Here is a 26,292-nt window from a genome sequence, read left to right as displayed (position 1 = left end):
GCCCGGTGCACCCTACCCGAGGGGTTGGGTACCGGCGCCGAACCGCGGCAGCAGCCCGGACTCGAGCGCGGCGGCGAGCGACGGCGCGGCCGCGTCCTTGTCGGAGAGTCGGAACTCGAACTCGGCGCCGTCCCGGCCCGCGGTGGGCCAGTCGATGCCGACCTCCGGATCGAGCGGATCGATGCCGTGCTCGCGGCCCGGCGCGTACCCGGTCGAGCACAGGTAGACGACGGTGGAGTCGTCCTCGAGCGAGAGGAACGCGTGTCCGAGACCCTCGCTCAGGAACACCGCACGGCGGTCGACGTCGTCGAGCAGGACCGCGTCCCAGACCCCGAACGTCGGCGAGCCGACCCGCAGGTCCACCGCGACGTCGAGGACCGCGCCGCGGACGCAGGTCACGTACTTGGCCTGGCCGGGCGGCACGTCGGCGAAGTGGACGCCCCGCAGCACGCCTGCCGCGGAGACCGAGCAGTTGGCCTGCTGCAGGTCGAGGGTGCGGCCGGCGGCCTCGGTGAACGTCGGGTCCCGGAACCACTCCAGGAACACCCCGCGGTCGTCACCGAGCTGCTTGGGGGTGAACTCCCAGGCGCCGGGCACTTTCAGTTCGCGAAACTGCATTCCTCACCATTCCTTGCCGCGGTCGAGCAGACCGAGCAGATAGTTGCCGTAACCGGACTTGACGAGGGCCTCGGCCCGCACCCGCAGCTCGTCGTCGGTGATGAAGCCCCGCCGCCAGGCCACCTCCTCCGGTGCGCCGATCTTCAGGCCCTGCCGCTCCTCGATGGTGCGTACGTAGTTCGAGGCGTCGAGCAGCGAGTCGAAGGTGCCGGTGTCCAGCCACGCGGTGCCGCGCGGCAACACCTCGACCTGCAGCCGGCCCGCCTCGAGATAGGCGCGGTTGACGTCGGTGATCTCGTACTCGCCGCGTGCCGACGGCGACAGGTCGCGGGCGATCGACACCACGTCGTTGTCGTAGAAGTACAGCCCGGGCACCGCGTAGTTGGAGCGCGGCCGCTGGGGCTTCTCCTCCAGCGAGATCGCGCGACCGTCGCCGTCGAACTCGATCACGCCGTACGCGGTCGGGTCGGCGACCCAGTACGCGAACACCGCGCCGCCCTCGATCTTCTCGAACCGCGTCAGCCGGGTACCAAGGCCGGGTCCGTAGAAGATGTTGTCGCCGAGCACCAGCGCGGCGGAGTCCGAACCGATGTGCTCGGCGCCGAGCACGAACGCCTGCGCCAGCCCGTTGGGCTCGGCCTGCACCTGGTAGGTCAGGGAGACACCGAAGCGGGATCCGTCCCCGAGCAGCCGCTGGAACTGTTCGGCGTCCTCGGGGGTGGTGATCACCAGGATGTCGCGGATCCCTGCCAACATCAGCGTCGACAGCGGGTAGTAGATCATCGGCTTGTCGAACACGGGCACCAGCTGCTTGCTGACCCCGAGCGTGATCGGATGCAGCCGGGACCCTGTTCCACCGGCCAGAATGATTCCGCGCATAGCGGGCAGTGTTCCAGTGTTCGGTTCCCTGGCAAACTCCGGCCACCGGTATCGTGCGGACCGTGAAGCTACTCGTGACCGGCGGTGCTGGATTCATCGGCGCCAATTTTGTCCAGCAAACCGTCGACGAGCGGCCCGATGTGGAGGTGACCGTCCTCGACGCGCTGACCTACGCGGGCAACGTCGAATCGCTGGCGCCGGTCCGGGACCGGATCGAGTTCGTCCAGGGCGACATCGCCGACGCCGACCTGGTCGACCGGCTGATCGCCGGGACGGATCTCGTCGTGCACTTCGCGGCGGAGTCGCACAACGACAACTCGCTGGGCGATCCGTCCCCGTTCGTGCGGACCAACGTGATCGGCACCTTCACGCTGCTGGAGGCCATTCGCAAGCACGGCGTGCGCTACCACCACATCTCCACCGACGAGGTGTACGGCGACCTGGAACTCGACGACCCGGCGCGGTTCACCGAGGCCACCCCGTACAACCCGTCGAGCCCGTACTCCTCGACGAAGGCGTCGAGCGACCTGCTGGTGCGCGCCTGGGCCCGCTCGTTCGGCATCTCCGCGACCATCTCGAACTGCTCGAACAACTACGGGCCGTACCAGCACGTGGAGAAGTTCATCCCGCGGCAGATCACGAACGTCCTCGACGGTGTCCGTCCGAAGCTCTACGGTCAGGGCCTCAATGTCCGTGACTGGATTCACGTCGAGGACCACAACCGCGCCGTGTGGACGATCATCGAGCGCGGCACGCCGGGGGAGACCTACCTGATCGGCGCGGACGGCGAGGTCGACAACCGCACCGTCGTGCGGACCATCCTGGAGTTGCTCGGCAAGGATCCGGACGATTTCGACGCGGTCACCGACCGGCCGGGCCACGACATGCGATACGCCATCGACGCAACCCGGCTGCGCACCGAGCTCGGCTGGCAGCCGCGATACCGGGACTTCCGCTCCGGCCTGGCCGCGACCGTCGACTGGTACCGCGACAACGAGCAGTGGTGGCGTCCGCAGAAGGACGCCACGGAACGGGCCTACGCCGCGGCGGGCGAGACGGTGCTGGGGTCCGCCGACCCGGCGAGCTGACCCGACTACCGGCCGAGTGAGTGCCGGGTCGCCTCCAGTGTGGCGGCGATGCCGGCGGGCAGGGTCCGGTACGGCCGGCGATCCAGTTCCGGCCAGACCGTCGAGCGCAACCGCAGGTCCCCGGACTGGACGTTCGCGAGCGGCGACGATGCGAGCACGACGGTGGGCTTGCGGCGGAAGACCGTCCGGCAGGCGCCGAGCAGGGCGCCGATGGTGGTGCTCTGGCCCGAGGCGAAGATCTTGGTGACCCGCTCGCCGGGCCGGGACTGCGCGAGGTCGAGGGCGTCGGCGACCATCGCGGCCGCGTCCGTCACGAACAGGTAGTCGCGCATCGTGTCCATCGGCACGTAGATCGAGATCGGTGCCGACATCAGGTAGCCGCGGCACAGGTGCGAGATGAGTCCCTGCGGCTTGGTCAGGTTCTGGCCGGGTCCGTACAGGTTGGCGAACCGCCCCACGACGACGGACGACCCCGTGTCGGCGCCGAAGCGGTGCATCAGCTGCTCGGCCGCCAGCTTCGCGCGGCCGTAGTCGCCGAGCGGTACCGGGTCGGTGTCCTCCGTGTAGGGCGCCCCGGACGAGCCGGCGTACACCCCGCCCGCCGAGGAGGCGTGCAGGACCACGCCGGGTCCCGCGGGGCCGCGGGCGATCCTGGCGATCTCGCCCAGTACGTCGGACACGACGGCGTTCTCCGCGGCGAACTCTTCGGCGGTGGTGCCGTTCACGCCGATCCCGGCGCACCAGACGAGCCGCCACGGTCCACCCTCGGCCGAGTCGATCACCCGGCGAGCGTCCGCGAAGAGCACCTTCCTGGCGTGGTCGCCGTCGTGCCAGGGAACCCGGCTGGTCTCGACCCGCAGGCCCCGTCGCCCGAGCTCGCGGGTGACGGCGCTGCCGAGCAGTCCGCCGCCGCCGACGACCCAGGTCGGGGTGTTCAAGTCAGGCTTCCGCCGGGTCGGTTCGGTGTTCGTGCGGCACCGGCTCGGCCCGTCCGAGCGGGCCCGCCGCCGGATCGCCGACGATCAGGTAGGGCGGCTTGCCCATCGCGGTCTTCACGTTGACCCCGACGTACTCGGCGATCACCCCGAGGGAGAACAGGATCGCACCCATGCCGAACAGCAGGATCACCATCGTCGAGGCCCAGCCCCGAACCTCGCTGTGGACATCGAAGAACAGGTACGACACCAGCACGTACAGCACCAGCGCCAGGCCGAGGGCGGCGAACAGCACCCCGATGAAGCTGACCATGCGCAGGCCCTTGGTCCCGCTGGAGAGCACCATGCGCCAGAAGTGGGAGAGCAGGCTGCGCAGGTGGTAGCCGGAGCGGCGGCCGTGCTCGGCGCGCAGCGCAACCGGGCTGGTCGTCACGTCGCCCGCGATCCAGCCGAGCGCGACGTCGAGGTAGGCCTCGGACCCGGCATACGCGGCCACCGAGCGGCCGACCTCGCCGAGGACCAGCCGGAAGCTCTGGAAGCTGCGGGTGTTGTCGCCGGACAGAGCGCGCGCGATGAGCCACTTCGAGCCCCTGGAGGCGGCGTTGCGCAGCATCCCGTGCGGCGCGGCGTTCGTCGGGCTCGCGTAGACGACGGTGGCCTGCTCGTCGAGTGCGGTGTCGAGCAGTCCGCCGATCGCGGCGGGGTCGTGCTGACCGTCCTCGTCCATGGTGACGATCCACTCGCCCCCGCTCGAGGCCATACCTGCCAGGGTCGCGGGGTGCTGTCCGAAGTTCCGACTCAGCCAGATCGGCCTGACGAAGGAGTGTTCGGATGCCAGCTGCCGGATGACCTCGGCCGAGTCGTCGGGGCCGTGGTCGAAGACGAGCAGGACCTCCTCGACCAGCATCGGTCGGCCTGCGGGGGTGAAGCGGGGCGTCGTCCACGGCAGGATCTCGTCGATCAGCGCGCGCAGCGTCTGAGCGCCCTGGTACACCGGCACCACGACGGAGATCCGGTGCGGAGCCACCGTGGGTCGGGCGTCATCGGAGGTCACGGGCTGGGAGTTTACTCGGGACGACGACGGTCGAACGCCCACGTCGTGTGTTCGCCGCCACCGTGTGATGTCTGCCGCGTTGTCGGCCTACGGGCAATCGTCGCCGTAGACCCATAGCCGGGCATTGCCCGCGACCAGGAGGGGCCGGTAGGTCCAGACCATCGCGGCGTCCTCGCCAGGGCGCTCCGCGACGCTCACCAGGTAGCAGGAGCGGTTGCCGGGGAAGATCCACGAACCGGGCGGCGACATGCCGACGGCCGAGTGATAGCCGTTCCATTCCAGCCCGGCGTCGACGTCGACGGCCGGGACGCCCGTCGCCACCAGGTGTTCGGCCGCGTTCCACCGGGCGGAGTCGTAGGCGAGACCGGCGGCGGTGATCATCAGCGAGACGACCGCCAGCCCGGCGAGCGCGGCCGCGGCGGGCAGTCGCTCGGCGACGCGGGCGAGGGTCGGGTGCCGCGGCGGCGTCGACGGGAGTCCGGTCCGTTCGGACAGGACGATCGCCAGCAGCGTCGGCAGCAGCAGCAGCCAGTAGCGGTCGAACAGGTTCTGCCCGGTCAACGCGGTCGCGAGATTGCCGAGCACCATCAGCGCCCCGAACGTGCCGAGCACCGGGTCGACCCGGCGGAGTTGTCGCGTGAGCACGCCGGCGAGCAGCACCCCGGAACCGCACGCGAGCGCCACGATGAGCCACCACAGCACGCTGGGGAAGATCGCGGCGGGGCGGCCGTGGCCCGCTGCCCAGTACGGCCCGGCGGGGTCGAGGTAGTTGCCGACGAAGAAGTTCTTGGTGCCGTAGCGGTACACCGTCCACAGCGCGACCCCCGCGGCCGCGGCGGAGGCGAGGAGCGCGCCGCGGCCCCAGCGCCACGGGCGAGCCACCAGCAGCACCGCGGGCGCCGCACCCAGTGCCAGGACGAAATAGCCCTGGACCAGGATGCGTCCGCCGACCTTCGCCAGGCTCTCCGGCACGGCCAGCACCGGCGGGTCGCCTGCGCCGAAGGACTGGCGCCACAGTTCGAACCCGACGACCGCGGTGAGCAATATCGCGCCGGCACCCGCCACGGCGATCCAGTCACGCCTGCGCCGCGAGCGCCATGCGGTCACCGTGGCGACCGCCAACACCGCGGCCGGTGCGGCGAGCGCCTGCTCGCGGATCGTGAAACCCCAGAATCCGACGGCCATCGACACCGCCAGCAGCACCAGCGACCCGCTCCGCAGTGCCCTTCGGCCGACGGCGAGGCAGACCATGATCGCCGCCATCGCGGGCACGTCGAGCATGAAGCTGGTGGTCAGCAGGCCGAATCCCGGCCAGATCGCGACGATCAGCACGGCGAGGGCGGCGCGCGCCCGACCCACCGACGGCGCGACCAGGTCGTACACCGCCGCGAGCGCGACCACGCCGAGCAGGGCCACGAAGAGGTGCTGGGCGACCAGCCAGCGGGCGAGCGGCCCCAGCACGATGAACAGCCCGAACAGCGCCGAACGGTTCCAGCCGAGCAGTTCGATGCCCCCGGTGCTCCCGAAGGTCTGCGCGATCCGGCTGTACGACCACGCATCGTTGTGCGGGATGGACAGGCCGCCGGTCGCCGCGGACAGGGTCAGCGGGACGAGCACCCCGAGCAGCCCCGCCGCGGCGAGCAGCACCCAGGCGAGCCGGCTCCTGCGCGACGCCGCGCCTTCACCCGCGGGCAGCGAGTCGCTCCCGGTCGTCGGCATGACGTCGGGTGAGGGCGTTCGACTCATCGACAACCTTTCCGGTCCGCCCGCTCACGCCTCGCTGGTGTTCGCATCCACCGGGGCGTCGGCGCGGGAGGTGCGACGGCCGCGGTAGTACAGCCCTGTGAGTATGACGATCACCACGATCCCGAACCCGGCGGCCGCGAAACCCAGTCGCTGCCCCGGCGGACGGAACGTGATCTCGAGCTCGGCGTTGTCGGTGCCCGGCGGGACATCGACATAGAGGAATGTGTCGCCGAGTCCCTTGGTCTGCAGCGGCTGACCGTCGAGCGTCGCCCGGTAGCCGGGCCACGCCAGCCGGGCGAAGATCACACTTCCTCCGTTGGGCGAGGTCACGCGCACGCGTTCGGAATTGACACTCGCCGATTCCGGGACCGCGTCGGCACCGACCGTCGCGGAGACCCGGCCCGGCTGGTCAGAGACGCGCCCATCGATCCGTTCGAGTACATAGATCTGGTCCGAGGCAGGTCGCGGGGCAGAGGTCTCCGGCGGCGTCACCCACTGCCAACCCTCGGGCGCTGGTTTCCGATCGAGGCCAGGGTGCTGCGCCTTCTGCACCACGACACGGTCGAGGAGCATCAGGTCGGCGAAGGTCTTTCCCGTGTACCGATCGATCGCGAACACGTTGCGGAAGGCGTCTTTGCAGGTCGACCCCTCGTACTTGATGCAGAGCAGATCCCCGAAGCCCTGGTGTCCGATCGGGGTGTAGGCGTTGACGTAATCGAGGTCCAGCACCTTCGCGTAGTTTCCGTACACCTGCGAATGCCACGGCAGGTTCGGGCTGTCGGGTGCATCCTCCGTCAGGCTCCTGGTACCCAGTTGCAGGGTGGTGCCCTCCCATCGAGGGAACTCGGACTTGGCCTCGGATTGGCTCGACGGAAGGTGCCAGGTGCTCAGGACGGGCGAGTAGGTCGAGACCTGGTAGAAGAGGATCGGCAGGCTGGTCGCGATCAGCAGCGCCGCGACGGCACGATCGCCGAACCGCCGGGCCAGGTACAGGGCCAGGACACCGAAGACCGCGATCAGGGCGCCCCACATCACATGGCGCCCGAAGTACTGCGGTCCCGACGAGCTCGCGCGCAGCACCAGCACCAGGACCAGCAGGCCTGCCGCCACCAACCGTGGGCGCAGCGGGCGGGTGGTGCCGTAGCGGCTGAGCAGGGCCGCCAGCAGCACCAGGGAGATCACGGCCACGAACGGCAGCAGCCGCGCAGGCCACCGGATCTGGCCGATATCGCTGGGACCGGAGGTGAACAGCAGGATGAAACCGAGCAGCAGCAGCGGGGCGGAGAACTCCCGCAGCGCAGGCTGGGCCTTGCGCCACGCGATGAACGCGAGCGCCGGGATCGCGAACCAGGCGATGTAGGTGATCGGCGCGGTGGTCGTCTCCCCGGTCCACGACTCGATGCTCGACACCGACGACGGGATGCTCGCGGTGAACGTCTCCGACCACGGCGCGGTGAGGAAGTTGTCGTTGAGCGCGCCCTCCTCGCCGGTGCGCCAGGTCACCGACGAGGACAGCATCCCGGGCAGGAAGGTGATGGCGCCACACGCCGCTGCGGCCACGCCGGCCCCGCCGAGCAGCAGGGACGGTCGCCAGCGTCGCTGGTACAGGTATTCGCCGATCATCAGGCAGCCGATCAGCACGCCGGCCATCAGCGCGGAATGCGCGTAGCCGACGCTGATCGCCAGATAGAGGAACGCGAACAGGGGCAGCGGCCCGGACCGGCCGCGCGCGTACCGGACCCCGCTGGCCCAGGCCTGCACCACCCACGCCATGCCGATCAGCGAGGTGACCCAGGACGGGTCCTCGAAGTACAGGGTGAAACCGCCGAACGGTGCGGCCGCGCCCGCGACCGCGGCCCAGGCCGGGCGGGCGCCGTACTCCATCGCCACCCGGTAGACGCCCCAGCCGAGGACGATCGAGAACCCGAGCTTGACCGCCGTCGCCAGCAGGGCGAGGTTGTCCACCGACGGGGCGGCGTAGTTGATCGCCATCTGGACGGGATTCCACAGGCCGCCCTGGCCCTCGACCGGGTAGTTACCCGCCATCCACTGGTCGAGAACCAGCGTCGGGAACCACTGACCCTCGCGCATCAGGTGGCCGAGCTGGATCCAGTTGCCGACCGCGCCCGACTCGGTGTCGTCGACGTAGAAGTACCGGGGGTCCACGCTGAGGATGAGGAGGAACCCGAGGCAGATCACACCCGCGACCACGGCCCCCCATGCCCATCGGGTGCTCCGGGTGGATGCGGGCGGTTCGAATGTCACGAGAACTCCAGATAGCGCGGTCGGGTGCCCAGTGACATTAACCGAGGTCGGGCTCGGTGGTTTCGTCGGTCAACTGCACGTCGGGATACCCTGCGGGTGGACATTGGCGACACGATCGAGAGTTGGCGGTTGGATGAACAAGCCCGAATTCCTTGAGTCCGGGGCCCCGGCGGCCGAGGTCGCGGCGCGGTTGCTCGTGCAGCGCGGCGTCTTCGTCGGCATGTCGCCGATCGTCAACGACGACCTCTATGTCGCGTTCCGCAAGGGTTCCGGCGACCGGGAACGTCACACGCTCCGCCTGGACGCGGGTGCGCGCGCCCACACCAACACCTACTTCGGACGGTTCGCGGCCAGCTACTGGCAGCGCTGGACCACGGTCACCGAGGTGCGGGTCAGCCTGCGGGCGGCCGGCTCCGGCCGTTTCCGGGTCCGCCTGGTGGCCTCCGACATCGCGGGGCATCGCCGGATCGTGGGTGCCGTCGCGGGCTCGGGCGACGAGACCGTCGAACTCTCCTCGCCGCTGGACAAGTTCGTCGACGGCGGCGCCCTCTGGGTGGAGATCGACGCGCTGGACGCCCCGCTGACCGTGGACCGCCTCGAGTGGACCGCGGCCGCGCCCGAGACCGTCCGCCCCGTCGCGATCGCGATCTGCACGTTCAACCGCGCCGACGACTGCGCGAAGACAGTCGCGGCGCTGGCCTCCGACGATCGCGTGCTCGAGGTCATCGATTCCGTCTACGTGGTCGACCAGGGGACCGACCTGGTCCGGGACCGTGAGCTGTACGGCGAGGTCGCGCCCAGGTTCGGCGACAAGCTGCACTACCTGCGGCAGCCCAACCTCGGCGGCGCGGGCGGCTTCACCCGCGGTCTCTACGAGGTCTCCGCGGCCGACGGGCACGCCGACGTGATCCTGATGGACGACGACATCCTGTGCGAGCCGGAGACCGTCCTGCGACTGAACGCCTTCGCGAACGTGACCGTCGAGCCGACCCTCGTCGGTGCCCAGATGCTGTTCCTGCTCAACCCGGACTACCTGAACGTGGGCGCGGAGGATGTCGATCTCGGCACCCTGCAGCACGGGCAGAAGGTGCCGAAGGCGCTGCGCAACACCAGCATGCTGAAGAAGAACCAGGAGCGCCGAGTCGACGCCGGATACAACGCCTGGTGGACGTGCCTGATCCCGGCCGAGGTGGTCGCGAAGGTCGGCCTCCCCGTCCCGATCTTTTTCCAGTGGGACGACGTCGAGTACGGGGTCCGCGCCCGCGAGGCGGGGTTCGTCACGGTCACCCTGCCGAACGCGGCGGTCTGGCATGCGGACTTCTACTGGAAGGACTTCGACGACTGGGCGCGCTACTTCAGCACCCGCAACTCCCTGATCGTCGGCGCGCTGCACAGCGACCTGGACACCAAGCGGCTGGGGCGGCAGTTCTTCCGGCAGATCAGCGAGTACCTCGTCGGCATGCAGTACGGGCTGGCGGCGACCACGCTGCGCGGTATCGAGGATTTCCTCGAGGGCCCGAAGGTGTTGCAGGACGGCGGTATCGCGGCGATGGCCGCGATCCGCGCGGAGCGGGCCGAGTACCAGGAGACGGTCAAGCACGACGCGGCCACCGCCCCGGTGCGGTCCGCGGACCTCACCACCCGGCGCTCGGGCGGCGAGCCGAGCGCGATGCGTCTGATCCTGATCAAGCGGGCCATCGACCAGTGGTTCGGCCGCACCCAGCACGGCCTGGTCAGCGTTCCGCGCGAGGATGCGCACTGGTGGCACATCTCGCTGTTCGACCACGTGGTGGTCACCGACGCCTCGCAGTCCGGGGTGCGGATCCGTCAGCGCGACAAGGGCAAGGCGGTCGACCTGCTGCGGCGAACGGTCCGGGTGCTGCGGCGCCTGCGCGAGGACGGCGCCGCCGTTTCCCGCCAGTACCGTGACGCGGCCCCGCAGCTGACCAGTCGCGAGAACTGGGAACGCCTCTACGAGCAGTAGGCGGCGGCCGGAGGTCGTCCCCGTGCGGTCGGACCGCACGGGGACGCCTTGATCGGGGCCGGTGCGGCGGTCAGTTCCGCTCGAACCGTTCCTGCCTGCCCATCTTGCGCAGCCGCACCCAGTCGCGCAGACCGGCCGGGTCGCGACGGTTGATCAGGAAGAACCAGCCGAAGCGCAGCCACTCCTGCGGGAGCAGTCGTCGCATGCCCGGCTGCGAGAGCAGGTACCCGCGGTTGCGGTAGGTGTAGAACCGCTTCGTCTCGTTGTCCGGGTACTGGGTGTGCATCCGCCCGCCCAGGATCGGCTTGAACTCCTCGGCCCCGTTGGGATGCACGTACGCGGTCTGCAGGCAGGTGCCGAACGGCAGGCCGGAGCGGACCAGGCGGCGGTGCACCTCCACCTCGTCGCCGCGGACGAACAGGCGCAGATCCGGGACCCCGACCGCGTCGACCGCGGCGGCGGAGAACAGCGCCCCGTTGAACAGGGAGGCGATTCCCGGGAGCAGATCCTCGGTTCCGAGTTCGGAGCGCAGTCGTCGCCACTCGACGCCGCGGCGCAGCGGAAACGCCAGCCGGTCGGGGTCGTCGATGTCGCACACCACCGGGGACACCTCCGCGAGCCCGTGCCGGGTGGCGCAGTCGAGCAGGGTGGCGAGTACCTCGGGCCCCTCGGGGCGGCCGTCGTCGTCGGCCAGCCAGAGCCAGTCGGCGCCGAGGGACAGCGCGTACAGCATGCCGAGCGCGAACCCGCCCGCGCCGCCGAGGTTGTGCTTGGAGCCGAGGTAGGTGGTCGGCACGTCCGAGCCCTCGACGAGCGCGCGCACCTCGGCCTCGTCGGCGTTGTCGACCACCACGAGGTGGTCCAGCGGCCGGGACTGGGTGGAGAGCACCTTCAGCGACTCGGCGAGCAGCTCGCGGCGCTTGTGGGTGACCACCACGCCGATGATCCGTTCGGTCACAGGGCGGTCCCCGGCTGGTCCTGTTCGCGCTTCATCTCGGCGATGACGTGCCGCACGTGGTCGGCGGCGTCGTCGCCCTCGTAGGCGCGCACGACGTCCTCGATCTCGCCCCGCATGCGGATCTGGCCGTGGTCGACCCACATCGCGCTGTCGCAGAGCTGGGCGAGGAACTCGTTGGAGTGGCTCGCGAAGACCAGGATGCCGGAGCGCTCGACCAGCGCCTGCAGCCGGATCCGGGCCTTCTTCATGAATTCCGCATCGACCGCGCCGATGCCCTCGTCGAGGAGCAGGATCTCCGGGTCGATGCTGGTAACCACGCCCATCGCGACCCGAACCCGCATGCCCGTCGAGTACGTGCGCAGCGGCATCGACAGGTATTCGCCCAGTTCGGTGAACTCGGCGATCTCGTCCATCTTCGCCAGCATCTGCTTGCGGGTCTGGCCGAGGAAGAGGCCGCGGATGATGATGTTCTCGTAGCCGGAGATCTCGGGGTCCATGCCGACGCCGAGATCGAACACCGGCGCCACGCGCCCGCGGATCTTGGCGCTGCCACGGGACGGCTCGTAGATGCCGGACAGCAGCCGCAGCAGCGTCGACTTGCCCGCGCCGTTGTGGCCGACCAGCCCGATCCGGTCGCCCTCCTTGAGCGAGAGGGTGATGTCGCGCAGGGCCTCGACCACCACGACGTCGGAGTCGTTGCGGCCGATCGCGCCGCCGGCCTTGCCGAGGAAGGCCTTCTTCAGCGACCGCGACTTTGCGTCGAAGATCGGGAAGTCGACGCACGCGTTGTGCGTGTCGATACTGACGTGCTTCGTCATCTGTTGACCGCTCTTCCTAGACCCAGTAGGGCACGCGGGCCCGGTACTTGCGCAGTGCCACGAGCGCCAGCGCCCAGCCGGCCACGGTGATCCCCAGCACGATGTACCAGTGGTACAGCGCCTGCGGCTGCCCGATCATCGGCGCGCGGACGATCTCGAGGTAGTGGTAGAGCGGGTTGAGCTCGGCGATCCTCGCGCGTTCGGCGACCGCGCCGCCCTGCGCGACGAGGCTCTGGGTGGTCCACATGATCGGCGTCAGCACGAAGAGCAGCAGCGTCATCGACGACAGGATGGGGGCGATGTCGCGGTAGCGGGTGGCGAAGATGCCGAAGACGATCGACACCCACACCGCGTTGAGCACGAGCAACGCCACCGCGGGGATCGCCGCGAGCGATGCCCAGCTCAGGTCCCGCCACACCGCGAATGCGACGACCATGATCACGTAGATGACCAGGTTGTGCGCGAAGAACAGCAGCTGTCGCCACACCAGGCGGTAGATGTGCACGCTCAAGGCCGAGGGCAGCTGTTTGATCAGGCCCTCGTTGGCGATGAAAACCTCGGACCCCTCGATGATCGAGGCGTTGATCAGGTTCCAGACGATCAGGCCGACGGTCACGTAGGGCAGGAACTCGTTCAGCGGCATGTCCAGCAGCGCCGCGTAGAGGATGCCGATGGCGGTGGCCTGCACGCCGGTGGCGATGGTGATCCAGAACGGGCCGATCACCGAGCGGCGGTAGCGCTGCTTGATGTCCTGCCAACCGAGGCTCAGCCACAGTTCGCGCTGCGTGAATCCGTCCCTCAGGTCCTTGAACCCGCGACGGAGGGTCTGCGAGTCGGAGACCGGGGGGACATCGGTGGCCAATGCCTCGGATTCTGGGGCGGATGCTGACACGGTGACCGAGCCTACTGGTCGGCCGCGCGGGGCCGACCAGGCGCACGGCTACAGGTACTGGCCGGTACCCGACCCCTGCTGCGGATTCTGGTGCCCGTGGCCTGCGCCCATGCCTGGTGGCAGCGCACCCTGGCGAATCTGCTCGAGCTGGGACCGGGCCGCCATCTGCTGGGCGAACAGCGCGGTCTGGATGCCGTGGAACAGGCCCTCGAGCCAGCCGACGAGCTGCGCCTGCGCGATCCGCAGTTCGGCGTCGGAGGGGACCGTGTCGTCGGTGAACGGCAGGGTCAGTCGTTCGAGTTCGTCGCGGAGTTCGGGGGCCAGGCCCTGCTCGAGCTCCCGGATCGAGGATTTGTGGATCTCCTTGAGCCGGTTCCGGCTGGCGTCGTCGAGCGGTGCCGCGCGGACTTCCTCGAGGAGTTGCTTGATCATGGTGCCGATTCGCATCACCTTGGCCGGCTGTTCGACCATTTCCGCGAGATTCTCGCCGTTCTCTCCCTCGGGGCGGCCCGCGCCCGCGAAGCCGGTGTCGCCCGGACCCGATCCGACGCCGGGGAGGCCTGCGGCAGCGACCATCATGGGTTGCCCGTCGGGTCCGATCACGACCACCTGCTCATTGTCCGGTTGCGTCATGGCTCCATCTTGTATCAGGAGAGCAGCCCGCGCATCGACCGACGGCGAACCATGCACGGGTTTCGGCGCGCGGCGCGGAACCCGGAAAAGTTTGTGTTGTATGCAGTTACAGATACTGTGATGCCTCACAATCCGGCCATCCGCATCGCACCGATTCGAAATTAGGTCCTAGGCTGTCGGGCATGGCATACGACGTCGCCCGGGTGCGGGGACTTATCCCTTCGCTCGGAGACGGTTGGATCCATCTCGATCCCCAGGCCGGCATGCAGCATCCGGATTCGGTGTCCACCGCGGTGTCGACCGCGTTCCGTGGCTCCGCGGCCTCCCACACCGGCAGGCACGTCTCGTCGCGGCGCAGCGCCGCGACGCTGGAGGCGGCCCGCGAGGCGGTCGCCGATCTCGTGGGCGGCGACCCGGCTGGCGTGGTGCTCGGCCAGGACCGGGCCGTGCTGTTGGCCTGGCTGGCCGAGGCACTCAGCTCGAGGCTCGGCCTCGGCACCGGCGTCGTGCTCTCCCGGCTCGACGAGGAAGCCAACGTCGCGCCCTGGTTGCGGGTGGCGAATCGCTATGGTGCGCAGGTTCGTTGGGCCGAGGTCGAGATCGACACCTGCGACCTGCCGAGCTGGCAGTTCGCCGAGCTGATCGGGGCCACGACGCGACTGGTCGCGCTGACCGCGGCCTCCCCGATCGTCGGTTCGGCGCCGGACGTGCGGGTGGCCGCGGACCGGATCCACGAGGTCGGTGGCCTGCTGGTCGCCGACGCCATCGCGGCCGCGCCCTACGCGCACGTGGACATCCACGAGATGGGTGCCGACGTGCTCGCGGTGAACGCGCCGAGCTGGGGCGGTCCGCAGATCGGCGCCCTGATCTTCCGCGAGCCCGCGCTGCTCGACAAGATCCCCGCGATCTCGTTGAACCCGTACGCCACCGGACCGGAGCGGCTGGAGATGGGCGGGCACCAGTACGCCCTGCTCGCCGGGCTGACCGCCTCGATCGACTACCTCGCCGGACTGGACGAGACCGCCCGCGGCAGCCGCAGGGAGCGCCTGGAGACCTCGATCAGCTCGCTGCAGGACTACCACGACCGGATCTTCGACTACCTGATGGCGTCGCTGCGGCGGCTGCCCCAGGTGATGCTGATCGGCACCTCGCACAGCCGCGTGCCGACCATCAGCTTCACGGTCGCCGGGGTGCCCGCGGAGAAGGTGTCGCTGCACTTCGCCGAGCGCCGGATCGGGACTCTCGTCGGCGAGCGCGGCGGCAGCAGGCTGCTGGACTCGCTCGGGGTCAGTGACGAGGGCGGTGCCGTGACGATCGGCCTGGCGCCCTACACCACCCGGTACGAGATCGATCAGCTCGTGCGCGCTGTCGCCGCCCTCGGCTGATCGGCCTCACTCGAGCGTCAGCACCACCTTGCCGACGGTCTCGGGCGCATCCAACAGGGCATGGGCCCGCGCGGCCTCGGTGATCGGCAGCTCGGCGTGCACGACCGGCCGGACGGCGCCGTCCGCGACCATCGGCCAGAGTCGCTCGGTCACCGCGGCGACGATGGCGGCCTTGCTCGAGCGACCGGTCTCCGGCCTGCCGCGCAGGCCCGTCGCGAACACCCGGCCCCGCTTGGCGAGCAGCTTGCCCAGGTCCAGCTCGCCGACCCGGCCGCCCTGCATGCCGATCACGCAGAGCTGCCCGTCCTTGGCCAGGGCGTCGATGTTCCGGCCGAGGTAGGCGCCGCCCATGTTGTCGAGGATCAGGTCGGCGCCGCCGCGGGGGGTCGCGGACAGCGCGGCCACGAAGTCGTCCTCGCGATAGTTGACGGCGATCGACGCGCCCAGCCGACGGCACACCGCCAGCTTGTGCTCGGAGCCTGCCGTCGCGGCGACGGTGGCGCCGAGCGCGGCCGCCACCTGGATCGCGTGGGTGCCGATGCCGCCCCCGCCGCCGTGGATCAACACCACCTGGCCCGCCTGCAGGCCGGCGATCATCACCAGGTTCGACCACACCGTGCAGGCCACCTCGGGCAGCGCCGCCGCCGCGATCAGGTCCAGGCCCTCGGGCACCGGCAGGAGCTGGGTCGCCGGGACCGTCACCCGCTGGGCGTAGCCGCCGCCGGAGAGCAGCGCGCACACCGGGTCGCCGACCGCCCAGCCGCGCACGCCGTCGCCGAGCTCGGCGATGGTGCCCGAACATTCGAGCCCGAGGATCTCGCTGGCTCCCGGCGGCGGGGGATACAGGCCCTCCCGCTGCAACAGGTCGGCGCGGTTGATCGCGGTGGCCGCGACGTCGATGAGGACCTGCCCCTGCCCCGGCCGCGGATCGGGGACCTCGGCCCACTCGAGCACCTCGGGTCCGCCGGGGCCGGTCACGGTGATGGCGCGCATGATGTCGACGCTAGCCCGCGCCCGTCCCGCTGTCGCGGGAGCGGCCGAACCGGTGCGCCGACCCCTCCCGTCCGGGGCCGGGACCCGCTACCGTCACGCGGGTGACCTACTTCGGCAACATGCAGAACGAGATCTACCTGTCCGGGGTCGGCGGTGCCAGGCCCGATCTGCCGATGACCGCGGCCGGGCTCGAGGAGCTGGCCGCGACCACGCTGTCGCCGGAGGCCTTCGCCTACATCGCGGGCAGCGCGTCGAGCGAGCGGACCGCCGCCGCGAACCTGGCGGCCTTCGAGCGGCACTCGATCGTGCCCCGGATGCTGCGCGGGACCGCGGCCCCTGACGCGCGGGACCTCAGTGTGGAGGTGCTGGGTACCCGGCTGGCCGCGCCGGTGCTGACCGCGCCCGTCGGGGTCCTCGAACTGGTGCACCCGAACGCGGAGCTGGCGGTCGGCGAGGCCGCCGACGAGCTCGGGATCGGCTCGGTGCTGTCCACGGCGTCGTCCACCCCCATCGAGCAGGTCGGGGCGGTGTCCGGCGAGAACTGGTGGTATCAGCTCTACTGGCCCGCCGACGACGAGGTGGCGCAGTCGCTGGTGCGCCGGGCCGAGGCCGCGGGTGCGAAGGCGATCGTGCTCACCGCGGACACGCCGGGAATGGGCTGGCGCCCAAGAGATCTCGAGCTCGGTCACCTTCCGTTCCTGCAGGGCAAGGGGATCGCGAACTATCTCACCGACCCCGTCTTCCGTTCCCGGCTCGCCAGTGCGCCCGAGGAGAGCGCCGAGGCGATGCAGATGGCCGTGCTGACCTGGGTGTCGATGTTCGGGAACCACACCCTGCGGCCGGCCGACGTGACCCGACTGAGGGAGTGGACGGACCTGCCGATCGCGGTCAAGGGCATCCTGCACCCGGACGACGCACGCGCGGTGGTCGACGCGGGCGCGGCGGGCGTGGTGGTGAGCAATCACGGCGGCAGGCAGGTGGACGGTGCGATCGCCGCGCTTGACGCCCTCGCGCCAGTGGCCGCTGCGGTGGGCAGCCACGCGGATGTGTTGCTGGACTCGGGAATTCGGTGCGGGGCGGACGTGCTCACGGCATTGGCGCTCGGTGCGGACGCGGTGCTCTACGGCAGGCCGTGGGTGTACGGGCTCGGCCTCGCGGGCAAGGCGGGCGCCCGGCACGCGCTGCGAATCCTGCTGGCGGATTTCGATCTGACGCTCGGATTGGCCGGGTTTGCGAACCTCGCCGAGATCGACACCTCCGCGTTGCGCGCGGTGTCCGGCTGATGCAACGCCGGACTTTCAGACCGAGCGGTATGAATCATGAGCGCAGGCAACTAGAATGGTTGCGTGACAACACAGATCGACGGTTCTGAGGACGAGACCCCCCGCTGGCTCGACGACGCGGAGATGGCCGCATGGCGCGCCTTCATCGATGGCTCCCAGCGGCTGATGGGATTACTCAACCGCGAGTTACAGGATCGGCACGGGCTCAGCACGGCCGACTATCGAATTCTCGTGATGCTGTCCGAATCGCCGGACGGGTCGGTCCGGATGAGCGATCTCGCGGACGGCGTGATCTCCTCGCGCAGCAAGCTGACCCATCAGATCCGTCGGATGGAGGCGGACGGGATGGTCACCAGGAACACCTGCCTCGACGACGGCCGCGGGGTGCTGGCGATCCTCACCGAGGAGGGGCGCCGACGGCTCGAGGAGGCGGCCCCGACGCACGTCAGCGGGGTGCGTCGCTATCTCGTCGATCTGCTGGACGCGGACGAGCTGACGAGCGTCGAGAGGGTGTTCACGAAGGTGAACGCCGCCATCGGCGAGCGATCGGCGGGCTGACCCGGCGCGGTGGATTCCGCCGGGCGCCGGGGGTGCCGTTAGGATCTGCGGTGGAAGCGTGGCAGAGCGGCCGAATGCACTCGCCTTGAAAGCGAGCGTGGCGTTAAACCCACCGGGGGTTCAAATCCCTCCGCTTCCGCCAAACTGAACGGCTCCGACCGGGCGTGTCCTGGTCGGAGCCGTTCTGCGTGGTACGGAGTCCTCAGCCCTGCTGGGAGGCCTTCCAGATGGGCAGGCCGGCCCCGAGGGCGAACGCCAGGAAGGTGTCGTTCTCGTCGGGATCGCCGATGGTCACGCGCACGCCGTCCCCCGCGAACGGTCGCATGAGCACCTTCGCGGCGACGCCCGCCTCGCCGAAGGCCGCCGCCTGGTCGCCGAGCGGAAGCCAGAGGAAGTTGGCGGAGGTCGGCGGCACGTCGTATCCGCCCGCGATCAGCGCGTCCCGCACCCGCGTCCGCTCGGCGACCACCCCGTCGGTACGGGCGAGCAGTTCCGCGTCGGCGGCGAGTGAGGCGACCGCGGCGGCCTGGGCGACGCTGGTGACCGCGAACGGCAGGTGCACCTTGAACAGGGCGGCGATGATCTCCGGGTCGCCGATCGCGTACCCGATCCTCAGTCCGGCCAGGCCGTAGGCCTTCGAGAAGGTCCGCAGTACAACGACATTCGGCCGGCCTTCGGCCAGGGCGATGCCGTCGGGTGCGGCCTCGGCGCCGGCGTCGGGTCGCACGTACTCGTAGTAGGCCTCGTCCAGCGCGACCAGGATGTGCGGGGGGACCGCGTCGAGGAACCGCGCGAGGGCCTCGGCGGCGACCACGGTCCCGGTCGGGTTGTTCGGGTTGCAGATGAAGATCAGCCGGGTGCGGTCGGTGATGGCCGCGAGCATGGCGTCGAGGTCGTGCTCGTAGTCGGCGGTCAGCGGGACCTCGACGGGGGTGGCGCCCGCGACCTTGACCACCACGGGATAGGCCTCGAACGAGCGCCACGCGTAGATCACCTCGTCGCCCGGCCCGGAGGTCGCCTGCACCAGTTCGAGGCAGATGCCGACCGATCCGCAGCCGGTGGTGATCCGGTCCGCGCTCACACCGAGCTTGGCGGCCAGCGCGTCGCGCACGGCGACCGAGCCGTTGTCCGGGTAGCGATTGGCGCCCGCCGCGGCCTCGGCGATCGCCTCCATCACGCTGGGCAGCGGACCGGCGGTGGTCTCGTTACTGGCCAGTTTGATCGCGCCGGGAAAGCTGCGTCCCGGCACGTAGGGGGCGATTCTCGAGAGGTCGGGGCGGGTGCGCACGGTCATGGATCGACATTATGCGCCGCTTCCGATCGGGCGTGGCGGGTGCGGCGAAAAAGAACCCGGTGACCCCGAAAAGAATCTTGAACGGGTGGGCCGTGAGCGTGCCAAGGTATACGTATGTCGGGAATCTTCACGGACAGCGCGGTGCTGCGCGCCCTGGGGGAGCATCCGGACGAGCCCCCCGTTCGCGTCCCCCTGACGGCCGTCGAACCGGACGGACCCGCCCGCGGCGGCATCGTGGTCCTGCACGAATCGCGGGAGTTCACCGACAACCTGCTCGCTCTCATGCGCTCGCTCGCGGCCGAGGGCTGGCTGACGGTGGCGCCGCACCTTTTCCATCGGGAGCCCCTGCACAGCACCGCGGAGGTGTTCGGGGACAACCTGTTCGCCGACTTCGACGCGGCCTTCGACTGGCTCACCGCGCGCGGGGTGTACCCGGACTGTGTCGGGGTGCTCGGCTTCGACGACGCGGGCACGGCCGCCCTGCTCGTCGCGACGTCGAGGCCGGTGGGCGCCGCGGTCAGCGTGTCCGCGCGCGGCATCGTCCACCCACTCGCGGAGGGTGCCCCGGCTCTGGTGGAGGCGGCCCCGAGGCTGCAGGCTCCGTGGCTGGGGCTGTACGGCGAGGACGACCCGGGTACCCCGCGCGAGGAGGTCGAACGACTGCGGGACGCGATCGCGCGCGCCGACGTGGCGACCCTGGTGGTCAGCTACAGCGGTCTCGCGCACCGCGCGGACGAGCCGCCGGAGTTCCCGGTGGACGGCGACGACAACGATCCGGCCGCGCAGGCGATGATGGATGCGCAGCGCCGGATCTTCGACTGGTTCGATGGCAATCTTCGCTAGAAATCGCTGTGACCGGCCGTTTTGCGCCCCACGCCGTGCCTGTGTAATCTTTCCATCCGGCGGTTCCGAAAGGACCTGAGCCTAGGAAGCGTGCCAGAGCGGCCGAATGGGACTCACTGCTAATGAGTTGTCCTCCTCAAAGGGGACCGGAGGTTCAAATCCTCTCGCTTCCGCCACGCTGGTGCTCGTAGGCCAGCACAACTGAAGACATGCGCCCGTAGCTCAACGGATAGAGCACTTGACTACGGATCAAGAGGTTAGGGGTTCGAATCCCTTCGGGCGCACAGTGAGGAGCCCCTCGCCGGCAGCAATGCCGGTGAGGGGTTTTCTCGTGGGCCTCCGGTTGAACTCCCGTCGGACGCAGCGGCTTTCGGCCGCGCGACCGGTGGTGGCGCGACTAGCACGCACGTTCGATTACCGCTAAGGTGGTTGTCGCGGGCCGATGGAGCCAGCCAGCTCGAAGGCATGGGCCCGCACCAAACGTGCCGCCCGGTTCCCCGACCTGGGGCGGCATGCGGGCCCCGCCGATCCACGTGATCGGCGGGGCTTTTCGCATCGATGATCAGGCGCGGCGGTGCCGCGAATTGCCGGATTTCTCCTCGCCATCTGTGTGCCGCCTGTGGACGGGCCTCCGGTCGGGCTGGGGATCAACAGTCCGTCGCCTCCGCGTCATCCCGTTATCCACAGGCCTGTGGATGGCAAAGCCGCAGGTACAGGCTAATTACATCGATGTAATCCACAGATTCGTCCACACTGTCCACAGTCTGGCGCCGGGTGTTAACAGGATTTGTCCACAGCTGTGGACAAGTCGCGGGATCGGTGACGGGCACGACGGCCGCCCGGTTGGGGGACACTGGGGAACCCAGGGCCACGGAAGGACAGCAGCCATGACACTGGCGTCCGCGCTGATCGGTCGGACCGAGACCGGGCGCGCCCAGCGCAGGCCGCTGCTGCTGCGGGACGCGCAGGCCAGTTCCCTCGTCGAGGCGTTCGTCATCATCGGGGTGCTGACGATCCTGGTCACCCGTGCCTACCTGCATCTGACCGGGTACCCACAGGTCGGCGGGTCCACACTGCACGTCGCACACGTGCTGTGGGGCGGGCTGCTGATGGTGGCGGCCCTGGTCGTGGTGTTCTCGTTCCTCGGCCTGCGGCCGCGACTCCTCGCGGTGGTGCTGGGCGGCATCGGATTCGGGCTCTTCCTCGACGAGGTCGGCAAGTTCGTCACCAAGACCAACGACTACTTCTACCGTCCCGCCGTCGCGATCATGTACGTCGTCGTGGTGGTCCTGCTGCTGCTCAACCGCTGGCTACACGACTCCCGGCCGCCGAGCGTCGCCGAGGACATCAGCAACGCCGCCGCCATCGCGGTGGACGGCCTGATCCGGGGACTGCCGCCGGAGCGCCGGGCGCTCGCGCAGGCGCAACTGCACCGGGCGCAGGTGGCGGGCGCCGACGTGGCCGCGATCGCGGACATCGGTGACCTGCTCGCGCGCTGCGATCCGCGGGAGCCAGGCCGGTTCGGGGGAGTGCGGGCGTGGGAATCGCGGCGGATCCCGTCCGCGCTGAACAGTCGCACCGCGGTCGGCGTGGCGGCCTTCGTCCTTGTGCTCTTCTCGACGTCCGGGCTGATCAACGCCATCGTCACGCTGTCCTCCGATCTCGAGGGCGCGGCCGGGACCATCACCACCCTCGGTCAGCTCGCAGGCACCGCCGTCGCGTGCGTGCTGAGCTGGGTCGGCGTCGTGAGGCTCCGCAACGGCAAGCTGTGGCCGCTGCAGTTCCTGCGGGCCGCGGCGCTGGTCACGGTGCTGTTGACCCAGGTGTTCGACTTCGTCGCGCAGGAGTTCGGGGCGTTGCTCAACGTGGTGGTCGGGTTGTTCGCGCTGGCGGTGCTGTCGGCCAGGATCGCGGTGCTCGAGCGCCGCGCGGCCGAGGCGGCGTGAGCGGTCGGCACATCCGCGACCCGCGAGGTTCCGCGCCACCGCTGCCCGAAGGCCCCACGTCGCTTACCGTAGTCAGGTGACCAATCCAGCTCAGGGCGCCGCGGCCACCGAATCGGTCTGGCCGGCGGTCCTCACGTGGCGGGCCCACACCGCTCCTCGGATGGAGTCGGTTCGTGTGCAGCTCGTCGGTAACCGGATCAAGGCGGCCGGCCGGATCATCGGTGGTCAGTGCGCCGAGCACCCCGCGTTCAGCGCGTCCTACGACCTGGTCACCGACGAGAACGGGGTGACCCGCAGGCTCTCGCTGCGGACCAGCCTGGCTTCGGGTGAGCGGCAGGTCTCGATCAGCCGGGACTCGGAGGGCAACTGGATGGTCGAGAACGGGACCAACCCCAAGCGATCCACCTTCGGCGGCGCGCTGGACGTCGACGTGGTGCTCAGCCCGTTCTTCAACACCCTGCCGATCCGGCGGCTGGGCATGCACACCGACTCCGAGGACATCCAGGTCCCGGTCGTGTACGTGTACCTGCCCGACCTGAGCGTGCAGGAGGCGAGCCTGACCTACAGCAGCGGCTCGGACGGCATCCACGTGCTCTCGCCGGTGTCGAGCTCCTCGGTCACCATCGACCGCGACGGCTTCATCCTCGACTACCAGGGCCTGGCCGAGCGGATCTGAGGCGGCTACGCCGCCTGTGCGTGGTTACCGAGTCCCTGCACTCACGAAGCGCGCACGGGCGCGCAGCGCCCCACCCCGGCGGCCGGCGTCGCGCATCCGTTCCACCCAGCCGTCCGCGCCGACCGCGACGTCGGTGATCTCCCAGCGGTCCAGGTTCTCGTAGCGCAGGCGCGCGGCGTGGCCCGCCGTCACCAGGGTCTCCGTGCTGCCGGTGTCCGCGAGGGCGTCGCGGGCGTCGGTCAGCAGCCGCAGTGCCTCGTCCAGCGCCACGATCAGCGCGCCCGAGTTCGCCTCGCACATCGCGCGCACCAGCTCCGGCGCGGTGCCCGCGACCCGGGTGCCGTCCCGGAACGAGCCCGCCGCCAGCCCGAGCGCCAGGTCGCCGCCTGCCGCCGCGGTCACCGCCAGCGCCTCCGCCAGCAGGTGCGGCAGGTGCGAGATGCGGGCGGCCGCCGCGTCGTGCTCGTCGGCGGCGGCCGGCACCACCACCGAGCCGCAGTCCACGGCCAGCGCGGCCACCTGGCCCCACACCACGGGGTCGACGCCGTCGTCGGTGCCGACCACCCACACCGCGTCGCGGAACAGGGCGACGTCGCCCGCCGCCCAGCCCGACTGCGAGGTCCCCGCCATCGGGTGCCCCCCGACGAACCTGGCGCCGAGGCCGTGCCCACGCACCGCGTCGAGAACCGCCCGCTTCACGCTGACCACGTCGGTGAGCGCGCAGTCGGGGGCGTGTGCGGCGACCGCGCCGAGCACGGCGTCGAGGGCCGGGACGGGCACCGCGACGACGATCAGCGCGCCGGACCGCTCGGCCCGGTGCAGCACCGCCTCGATGTCGGTGTCGGCGTCGTATCCGTCGGCGCGGGCGTCCTCGACGGCGCCGGCGGAGCGGTTGTAGCCCCACGCCGTCCGACCCGCGGCGACGGCGGCCCGCAGCACCGAACCGCCGATCAGTCCGAGCCCGAGAACGCACACCGGCGGGTCAGTCGCTTCATCAGACACCCGGATAGGTTGGCACATTTGCCAGCGGACTTCAGTTACCGGCGCCCGGCGGACTACGGTGACGGCATGGCAGCTCAGCGCGCGCGTGACAACAGCGCCCCCTCGGACCAGTTCGAGGATCTCGATGGCTTCGGCGTCGCGGTTGTCCTCGACGACGGCAAGTGGAAGTGCACGGCGCTGACCTCGGCCGCACTGAACAGTCTCGAGGCCGCGGAGACCGAGCTGCGCGAGATGCGGAGCTCCGGCGCCGTGTTCGGCCTGCTCGACATCGACGACGAGTTCTTCGTCATCCTCCGGCCTGCGCCGTCGGGCACCCGGCTGCTGCTCTCGGACGCCACCGCCGCGCTCGACTACGACATCGCCTCCGATGTGCTCGACGCGCTCAACATCGAGACCCCTGACCTCGACCCCGACGAGCTCGACGACGTCGACCCGTGGGAGGAGGGCGACCTCAGCCTGCTCGCGGACCTCGGCCTGCCGGAGCCGGTGCTCGGGGTGATCCTCGCCGAGACCGAGCTGTACCCCGACGAGCAGCTGGGCATGATCGCGCAGCGGCTCGGCTTCGCCACCGAACTCTCCTCGGTGCTCGACACCCTGCCCCGGTAGATGTCGCTGCCCAGCGGGGCGAGGGACCGCGACGAGGCGATGATCCGGGCCGCGATCGCCGCAGCCTCCGCCGCGGACTCCGCGGATGTCCCGGTCGGCGCCGTGGTCTTCGACGCGAACGGCGTCGAGCTGGCCAGGGCCGCGAACGCCCGCGAGGCCAATGCCGACCCGACCGCGCACGCCGAGATCCTGGCGCTGCGCGCGGCCGCCCTGGTGCATGGCGACGGCTGGCGGCTGGAGGGCGCGACCCTGGCGGTGACCCTGGAACCGTGCACGATGTGCGCGGGGGCGCTGGTGCTGGCCCGGATCGAGAAGGTCGTGTTCGGGGCGTGGGAGCCCAAGACCGGGGCCGTCGGGTCGCTGTGGGACGTGGTCCGCGACCGCAGGCTCACCCATCGCCCACAGGTGCGCGGCGGCGTGCTGGAGGACGAGTGCGCGGCGCTGCTGGAGGGCTTCTTCCGCGAGCAGCGCTGATCGCGCGGAGGTCCCGGTCAGCGGCCGATTTAGCGCCAGGCCCGGAGTCGGGTAAAGTCACCGGCGGTGGCGTGTCCGAGCGGCCTAAGGAGCACGCCTCGAAAGCGTGTGACGGGTAACCCCCGTCCGAGGGTTCAAATCCCTCCGCCACCGCCAAGGACCCTCACCTGCTCACGCAGGTGAGGGTCTTTTTTGCCATCAGAGGCGTCGCCACGTGCGACACACGCCGAGCGGCCCGAGGGCACGAGTTCACGCGTCATGGATGGTGGGTACAGTCCAACCTGCCCGGCAGGCCAGGTCATGGATACCCGCCCCTTGGCGCGAGCGAACCCAGCGATCGGAGGTGGACATGGCAACCGCGACTGCGAAGGACGCTGCCCGCAAACTGCGAATGCAGTACTGGAACGACGGCATGGGCAACATTGCCTTCCCGATCGATCCCTGGGAGATTGCCGAGCGCCTCGGTATCGCGGTTCGGCCCGCGATGCTGGACAACAACCTGGCTGGATTCATTGTCCGGGAGCAGGCAGACGGCCCGACCGAGATCTATGTGAACGAATCCGATCACCCGGTACGTCAACGGTTTACCCTCGCGCACGAGATCGGCCACTACATTCGGCACCAAGACGACCCCGAGCCGATGGGGTTCGTCGACGAGCGGGCCGAGCTCGCCTCATCAGGAACAGACCCCGAGGAGATCTGGGCAAACCAGTTCGCCGCCGAATTGTTGATGCCTGCGGCGATCGTGAAGAAATGGTGGGCCGAGGGCTTGTCGATCGGTGATCTGCGACGGAAGTTCAACGTGTCGACTCCCGCGATGAACAATCGCCTGGCCGGCCTGGGATTGCTCGGACGGTGACCGGGGATGGAACTGCCGTCGATCAGAGTCAGGTCGGCGCCAAATTGGCGCGCGCGACCAGGTTGGAAGAGCTCCACAAGCGACAGGTAGCTGTAGAGGAGCCTTCAGGCGCCCGTGCCGGCGACACTGATGCGGCGAATGCGCCCGCTGAATCCGATGGTGGCTCGGAATCTGGAGAGCAATCGGAGCGAGATGAGGACTCGAACAGTGCTCTCCTCGCGGCAGAGCTGCGCATACGGACTCTGAAGGCGAAGAACCGCGAGCAGGACATCAAGCTTCGCAAGCGCCTCGCACTCTGGTCGACCATCTTTGTCGGAGCGCAACTCCTCATGTCGAACGTGTTCTTCGGGGTGTATCTCTTCGTAAACCGGGAGAACCCCGATTCCCAGGTGATGATCGCGTGGCTGACCGCCTCGGTCGTGGAGGTCATCGGCATCCTGCTGGTCATCGCACGAAGTCTGTTCCCGGTCAAGAACGGGAACGGGCAGGGCTCCAGCTAGCGG

The 26,292-nt window shown here is 69.8% G+C and carries 25 protein-coding genes and 4 tRNA genes; 16 read left to right on the top strand and 13 right to left on the bottom strand.

The features are described from left to right. Positions 1-12: 12 nt before the first annotated feature. Positions 13-618: a dTDP-4-dehydrorhamnose 3,5-epimerase family protein gene (locus JOE46_RS16610; RefSeq protein WP_209927880.1), complete on the bottom strand. Its 606-nt coding sequence runs from the start codon at positions 616-618 to the stop codon at positions 13-15. A 3-nt stretch (positions 619-621) separates the two neighbouring features. After that, positions 622-1,497: a glucose-1-phosphate thymidylyltransferase RfbA gene (gene rfbA, locus JOE46_RS16605; protein WP_136911895.1), complete on the bottom strand. Its 876-nt coding sequence runs from the start codon at positions 1,495-1,497 to the stop codon at positions 622-624. Positions 1,498-1,559: 62 nt separating this feature from the next. Between rfbA and rfbB the strand changes: the two genes are divergently transcribed. Then, complete coding sequence (gene rfbB / locus JOE46_RS16600) at positions 1,560-2,585, top strand: dTDP-glucose 4,6-dehydratase (protein WP_097213159.1); 1,026 nt, start codon at positions 1,560-1,562, stop codon at positions 2,583-2,585. A 5-nt stretch (positions 2,586-2,590) separates the two neighbouring features. Here the strand turns inward: rfbB and JOE46_RS16595 are convergent, their stop codons facing one another. The 4 genes from JOE46_RS16595 to JOE46_RS16580 all read right to left on the bottom strand — a co-directional run bounded on the left by JOE46_RS16595 (position 2,591) and on the right by JOE46_RS16580 (position 8,585). Then, complete coding sequence (locus tag JOE46_RS16595) at positions 2,591-3,523, bottom strand: NAD(P)-dependent oxidoreductase (RefSeq protein ID WP_209927878.1); 933 nt, start codon at positions 3,521-3,523, stop codon at positions 2,591-2,593. 1 nt (position 3,524) lies between these two features. Continuing rightward, positions 3,525-4,532 carry a glycosyltransferase gene (locus JOE46_RS16590; RefSeq protein WP_097213158.1) on the bottom strand — a complete coding sequence of 336 codons (1,008 nt, stop codon included), beginning with the start codon at positions 4,530-4,532 and terminating at the stop codon, positions 3,525-3,527. A gap of 129 nt (positions 4,533-4,661) precedes the next feature. Then, positions 4,662-6,320: a glycosyltransferase family 39 protein gene (locus JOE46_RS26820; RefSeq protein ID WP_209927877.1), complete on the bottom strand. Its 1,659-nt coding sequence runs from the start codon at positions 6,318-6,320 to the stop codon at positions 4,662-4,664. Positions 6,321-6,344: 24 nt separating this feature from the next. Continuing rightward, a complete protein-coding gene (locus tag JOE46_RS16580) occupies positions 6,345-8,585 on the bottom strand; it encodes a hypothetical protein (RefSeq protein ID WP_097213118.1) in 2,241 nt (746 codons plus the stop codon). Between the two features lie 133 nt (positions 8,586-8,718). On the opposite strand from JOE46_RS16580, the gene JOE46_RS16575 reads away from it, so the two are divergent. Continuing rightward, on the top strand, positions 8,719-10,569 hold the full coding sequence (locus JOE46_RS16575) for a glycosyltransferase (protein ID WP_097213117.1): 1,851 nt from the start codon (positions 8,719-8,721) through the stop codon (positions 10,567-10,569). A 70-nt stretch (positions 10,570-10,639) separates the two neighbouring features. Here JOE46_RS16575 and JOE46_RS16570 read toward each other — a convergent pair whose 3' ends face one another. Genes JOE46_RS16570 through JOE46_RS16555 form a run of 4 tightly spaced genes read right to left on the bottom strand, consistent with a single transcriptional unit; the run spans position 10,640 to position 13,870 of the window. Then, positions 10,640-11,527 (bottom strand): glycosyltransferase, encoded by an 888-nt coding sequence (locus JOE46_RS16570; protein ID WP_209927876.1) that lies wholly within the window; start codon positions 11,525-11,527, stop codon positions 10,640-10,642. After that, a complete protein-coding gene (locus JOE46_RS16565; RefSeq protein WP_097213115.1) occupies positions 11,524-12,345 on the bottom strand; it encodes an ABC transporter ATP-binding protein in 822 nt (273 codons plus the stop codon). The genes JOE46_RS16570 and JOE46_RS16565 overlap by 4 nt, the downstream gene beginning before the upstream one ends. Before the next feature lie 16 nt (positions 12,346-12,361). Beyond that, the gene (locus JOE46_RS16560) at positions 12,362-13,237 is read right to left on the bottom strand and encodes an ABC transporter permease (RefSeq protein ID WP_097213114.1); all 876 of its coding nucleotides are present in this window, start codon (positions 13,235-13,237) and stop codon (positions 12,362-12,364) included. 48 nt (positions 13,238-13,285) lie between these two features. Continuing rightward, a complete protein-coding gene (locus tag JOE46_RS16555) occupies positions 13,286-13,870 on the bottom strand; it encodes a bacterial proteasome activator family protein (protein ID WP_097213113.1) in 585 nt (194 codons plus the stop codon). A 182-nt stretch (positions 13,871-14,052) separates the two neighbouring features. Between JOE46_RS16555 and JOE46_RS16550 the strand changes: the two genes are divergently transcribed. After that, positions 14,053-15,255, top strand: coding sequence for a cysteine desulfurase-like protein (locus tag JOE46_RS16550; protein ID WP_097213112.1), 1,203 nt, complete (start codon positions 14,053-14,055; stop codon positions 15,253-15,255). Positions 15,256-15,261: 6 nt separating this feature from the next. On the opposite strand, the gene JOE46_RS16545 is transcribed toward JOE46_RS16550, so the two are convergent. After that, positions 15,262-16,248 carry an NAD(P)H-quinone oxidoreductase gene (locus tag JOE46_RS16545; RefSeq protein ID WP_097213111.1) on the bottom strand — a complete coding sequence of 329 codons (987 nt, stop codon included), beginning with the start codon at positions 16,246-16,248 and terminating at the stop codon, positions 15,262-15,264. Between the two features lie 119 nt (positions 16,249-16,367). Between JOE46_RS16545 and JOE46_RS16540 the strand changes: the two genes are divergently transcribed. From JOE46_RS16540 to JOE46_RS16530, 3 genes are all read left to right on the top strand, one after another. After that, positions 16,368-17,531 (top strand): alpha-hydroxy-acid oxidizing protein, encoded by a 1,164-nt coding sequence (locus tag JOE46_RS16540; RefSeq protein ID WP_209929130.1) that lies wholly within the window; start codon positions 16,368-16,370, stop codon positions 17,529-17,531. Positions 17,532-17,654: 123 nt separating this feature from the next. Further along, positions 17,655-18,089 carry a MarR family winged helix-turn-helix transcriptional regulator gene (locus JOE46_RS16535; protein WP_097213156.1) on the top strand — a complete coding sequence of 145 codons (435 nt, stop codon included), beginning with the start codon at positions 17,655-17,657 and terminating at the stop codon, positions 18,087-18,089. Positions 18,090-18,141: 52 nt separating this feature from the next. Further along, positions 18,142-18,231: transfer RNA gene (locus tag JOE46_RS16530), tRNA-Ser, on the top strand. Between the two features lie 60 nt (positions 18,232-18,291). Here the strand turns inward: JOE46_RS16530 and hisC are convergent. Beyond that, entirely contained in the window at positions 18,292-19,383 is a 1,092-nt protein-coding gene (gene hisC / locus JOE46_RS16525; RefSeq protein ID WP_097213110.1) for a histidinol-phosphate transaminase, read from the bottom strand. A gap of 114 nt (positions 19,384-19,497) precedes the next feature. On the opposite strand from hisC, the gene JOE46_RS16520 reads away from it, so the two are divergent. From JOE46_RS16520 to JOE46_RS16500, 5 genes are all read left to right on the top strand, one after another. Next, positions 19,498-20,226 (top strand): dienelactone hydrolase family protein, encoded by a 729-nt coding sequence (locus JOE46_RS16520; protein WP_209927875.1) that lies wholly within the window; start codon positions 19,498-19,500, stop codon positions 20,224-20,226. Positions 20,227-20,310: 84 nt separating this feature from the next. Next, positions 20,311-20,402 (top strand) — tRNA-Ser (locus tag JOE46_RS16515). Between the two features lie 35 nt (positions 20,403-20,437). Next, positions 20,438-20,510 (top strand) — tRNA-Arg (locus JOE46_RS16510). Positions 20,511-21,113: 603 nt separating this feature from the next. Beyond that, the gene (locus tag JOE46_RS16505) at positions 21,114-22,172 is read left to right on the top strand and encodes a hypothetical protein (RefSeq protein WP_245221075.1); all 1,059 of its coding nucleotides are present in this window, start codon (positions 21,114-21,116) and stop codon (positions 22,170-22,172) included. 76 nt (positions 22,173-22,248) lie between these two features. Next, the gene (locus JOE46_RS16500) at positions 22,249-22,848 is read left to right on the top strand and encodes a putative glycolipid-binding domain-containing protein (RefSeq protein ID WP_077043172.1); all 600 of its coding nucleotides are present in this window, start codon (positions 22,249-22,251) and stop codon (positions 22,846-22,848) included. Positions 22,849-22,872: 24 nt separating this feature from the next. Here JOE46_RS16500 and JOE46_RS16495 read toward each other — a convergent pair whose 3' ends face one another. Further along, entirely contained in the window at positions 22,873-23,868 is a 996-nt protein-coding gene (locus JOE46_RS16495) for a prephenate dehydrogenase (RefSeq protein WP_097213108.1), read from the bottom strand. Positions 23,869-23,916: 48 nt separating this feature from the next. Here JOE46_RS16495 and JOE46_RS16490 point away from each other — a divergent pair, with 48 nt between their 5' ends. The 5 genes from JOE46_RS16490 (at position 23,917) to JOE46_RS16470 (ending at position 26,289) form a co-directional block, all read left to right on the top strand. After that, positions 23,917-24,456, top strand: a complete 540-nt coding sequence (locus JOE46_RS16490; protein WP_077043983.1) for a tRNA adenosine deaminase-associated protein — start codon at positions 23,917-23,919, stop codon at positions 24,454-24,456. Next, positions 24,457-24,930, top strand: a complete 474-nt coding sequence (locus tag JOE46_RS16485) for a nucleoside deaminase (RefSeq protein ID WP_257017623.1) — start codon at positions 24,457-24,459, stop codon at positions 24,928-24,930. Positions 24,931-24,995: 65 nt separating this feature from the next. Next, positions 24,996-25,086: transfer RNA gene (locus JOE46_RS16480), tRNA-Ser, on the top strand. A gap of 193 nt (positions 25,087-25,279) precedes the next feature. Beyond that, positions 25,280-25,789, top strand: coding sequence for an ImmA/IrrE family metallo-endopeptidase (locus JOE46_RS16475; RefSeq protein WP_209927873.1), 510 nt, complete (start codon positions 25,280-25,282; stop codon positions 25,787-25,789). After that, on the top strand, positions 25,786-26,289 hold the full coding sequence (locus tag JOE46_RS16470) for a hypothetical protein (RefSeq protein ID WP_143548495.1): 504 nt from the start codon (positions 25,786-25,788) through the stop codon (positions 26,287-26,289). Before JOE46_RS16475 ends, JOE46_RS16470 begins: the two co-directional genes overlap by 4 nt. The last annotated feature ends 3 nt before the right edge of the window (positions 26,290-26,292 follow it).

This window comes from Rhodococcus sp. PvR099 (assembly GCF_017833315.1).
Lineage (GTDB): Bacteria > Actinomycetota > Actinomycetes > Mycobacteriales > Mycobacteriaceae > Rhodococcus_G > Rhodococcus_G oryzae.
Note: the sequence above shows the minus strand (reverse complement) of the source record. Positions and strands in the feature narration are given on the sequence as shown.

Coding starts and splice junctions, on each gene's coding strand:
- JOE46_RS16610 (WP_209927880.1), bottom strand. CDS start 618: ATGCAGTTTCGCGAACTGAAAGTGCCCGGCGCCTGGGAGTTCACCCCC.
- rfbA (WP_136911895.1), bottom strand. CDS start 1,497: ATGCGCGGAATCATTCTGGCCGGTGGAACAGGGTCCCGGCTGCATCCG.
- JOE46_RS26820 (WP_209927877.1), bottom strand. CDS start 6,320: ATGAGTCGAACGCCCTCACCCGACGTCATGCCGACGACCGGGAGCGAC.
- JOE46_RS16575 (WP_097213117.1), top strand. CDS start 8,719: ATGAACAAGCCCGAATTCCTTGAGTCCGGGGCCCCGGCGGCCGAGGTC.
- JOE46_RS16565 (WP_097213115.1), bottom strand. CDS start 12,345: ATGACGAAGCACGTCAGTATCGACACGCACAACGCGTGCGTCGACTTC.
- JOE46_RS16555 (WP_097213113.1), bottom strand. CDS start 13,870: ATGACGCAACCGGACAATGAGCAGGTGGTCGTGATCGGACCCGACGGG.
- JOE46_RS16550 (WP_097213112.1), top strand. CDS start 14,053: ATGGCATACGACGTCGCCCGGGTGCGGGGACTTATCCCTTCGCTCGGA.
- JOE46_RS16545 (WP_097213111.1), bottom strand. CDS start 16,248: ATGCGCGCCATCACCGTGACCGGCCCCGGCGGACCCGAGGTGCTCGAG.
- JOE46_RS16540 (WP_209929130.1), top strand. CDS start 16,368: ATGCAGAACGAGATCTACCTGTCCGGGGTCGGCGGTGCCAGGCCCGAT.
- JOE46_RS16535 (WP_097213156.1), top strand. CDS start 17,655: ATGGCCGCATGGCGCGCCTTCATCGATGGCTCCCAGCGGCTGATGGGA.
- hisC (WP_097213110.1), bottom strand. CDS start 19,383: ATGACCGTGCGCACCCGCCCCGACCTCTCGAGAATCGCCCCCTACGTG.
- JOE46_RS16520 (WP_209927875.1), top strand. CDS start 19,498: ATGTCGGGAATCTTCACGGACAGCGCGGTGCTGCGCGCCCTGGGGGAG.
- JOE46_RS16505 (WP_245221075.1), top strand. CDS start 21,114: ATGACACTGGCGTCCGCGCTGATCGGTCGGACCGAGACCGGGCGCGCC.
- JOE46_RS16495 (WP_097213108.1), bottom strand. CDS start 23,868: ATGTGCCAACCTATCCGGGTGTCTGATGAAGCGACTGACCCGCCGGTG.
- JOE46_RS16490 (WP_077043983.1), top strand. CDS start 23,917: ATGGCAGCTCAGCGCGCGCGTGACAACAGCGCCCCCTCGGACCAGTTC.
- JOE46_RS16485 (WP_257017623.1), top strand. CDS start 24,457: ATGTCGCTGCCCAGCGGGGCGAGGGACCGCGACGAGGCGATGATCCGG.
- JOE46_RS16475 (WP_209927873.1), top strand. CDS start 25,280: ATGGCAACCGCGACTGCGAAGGACGCTGCCCGCAAACTGCGAATGCAG.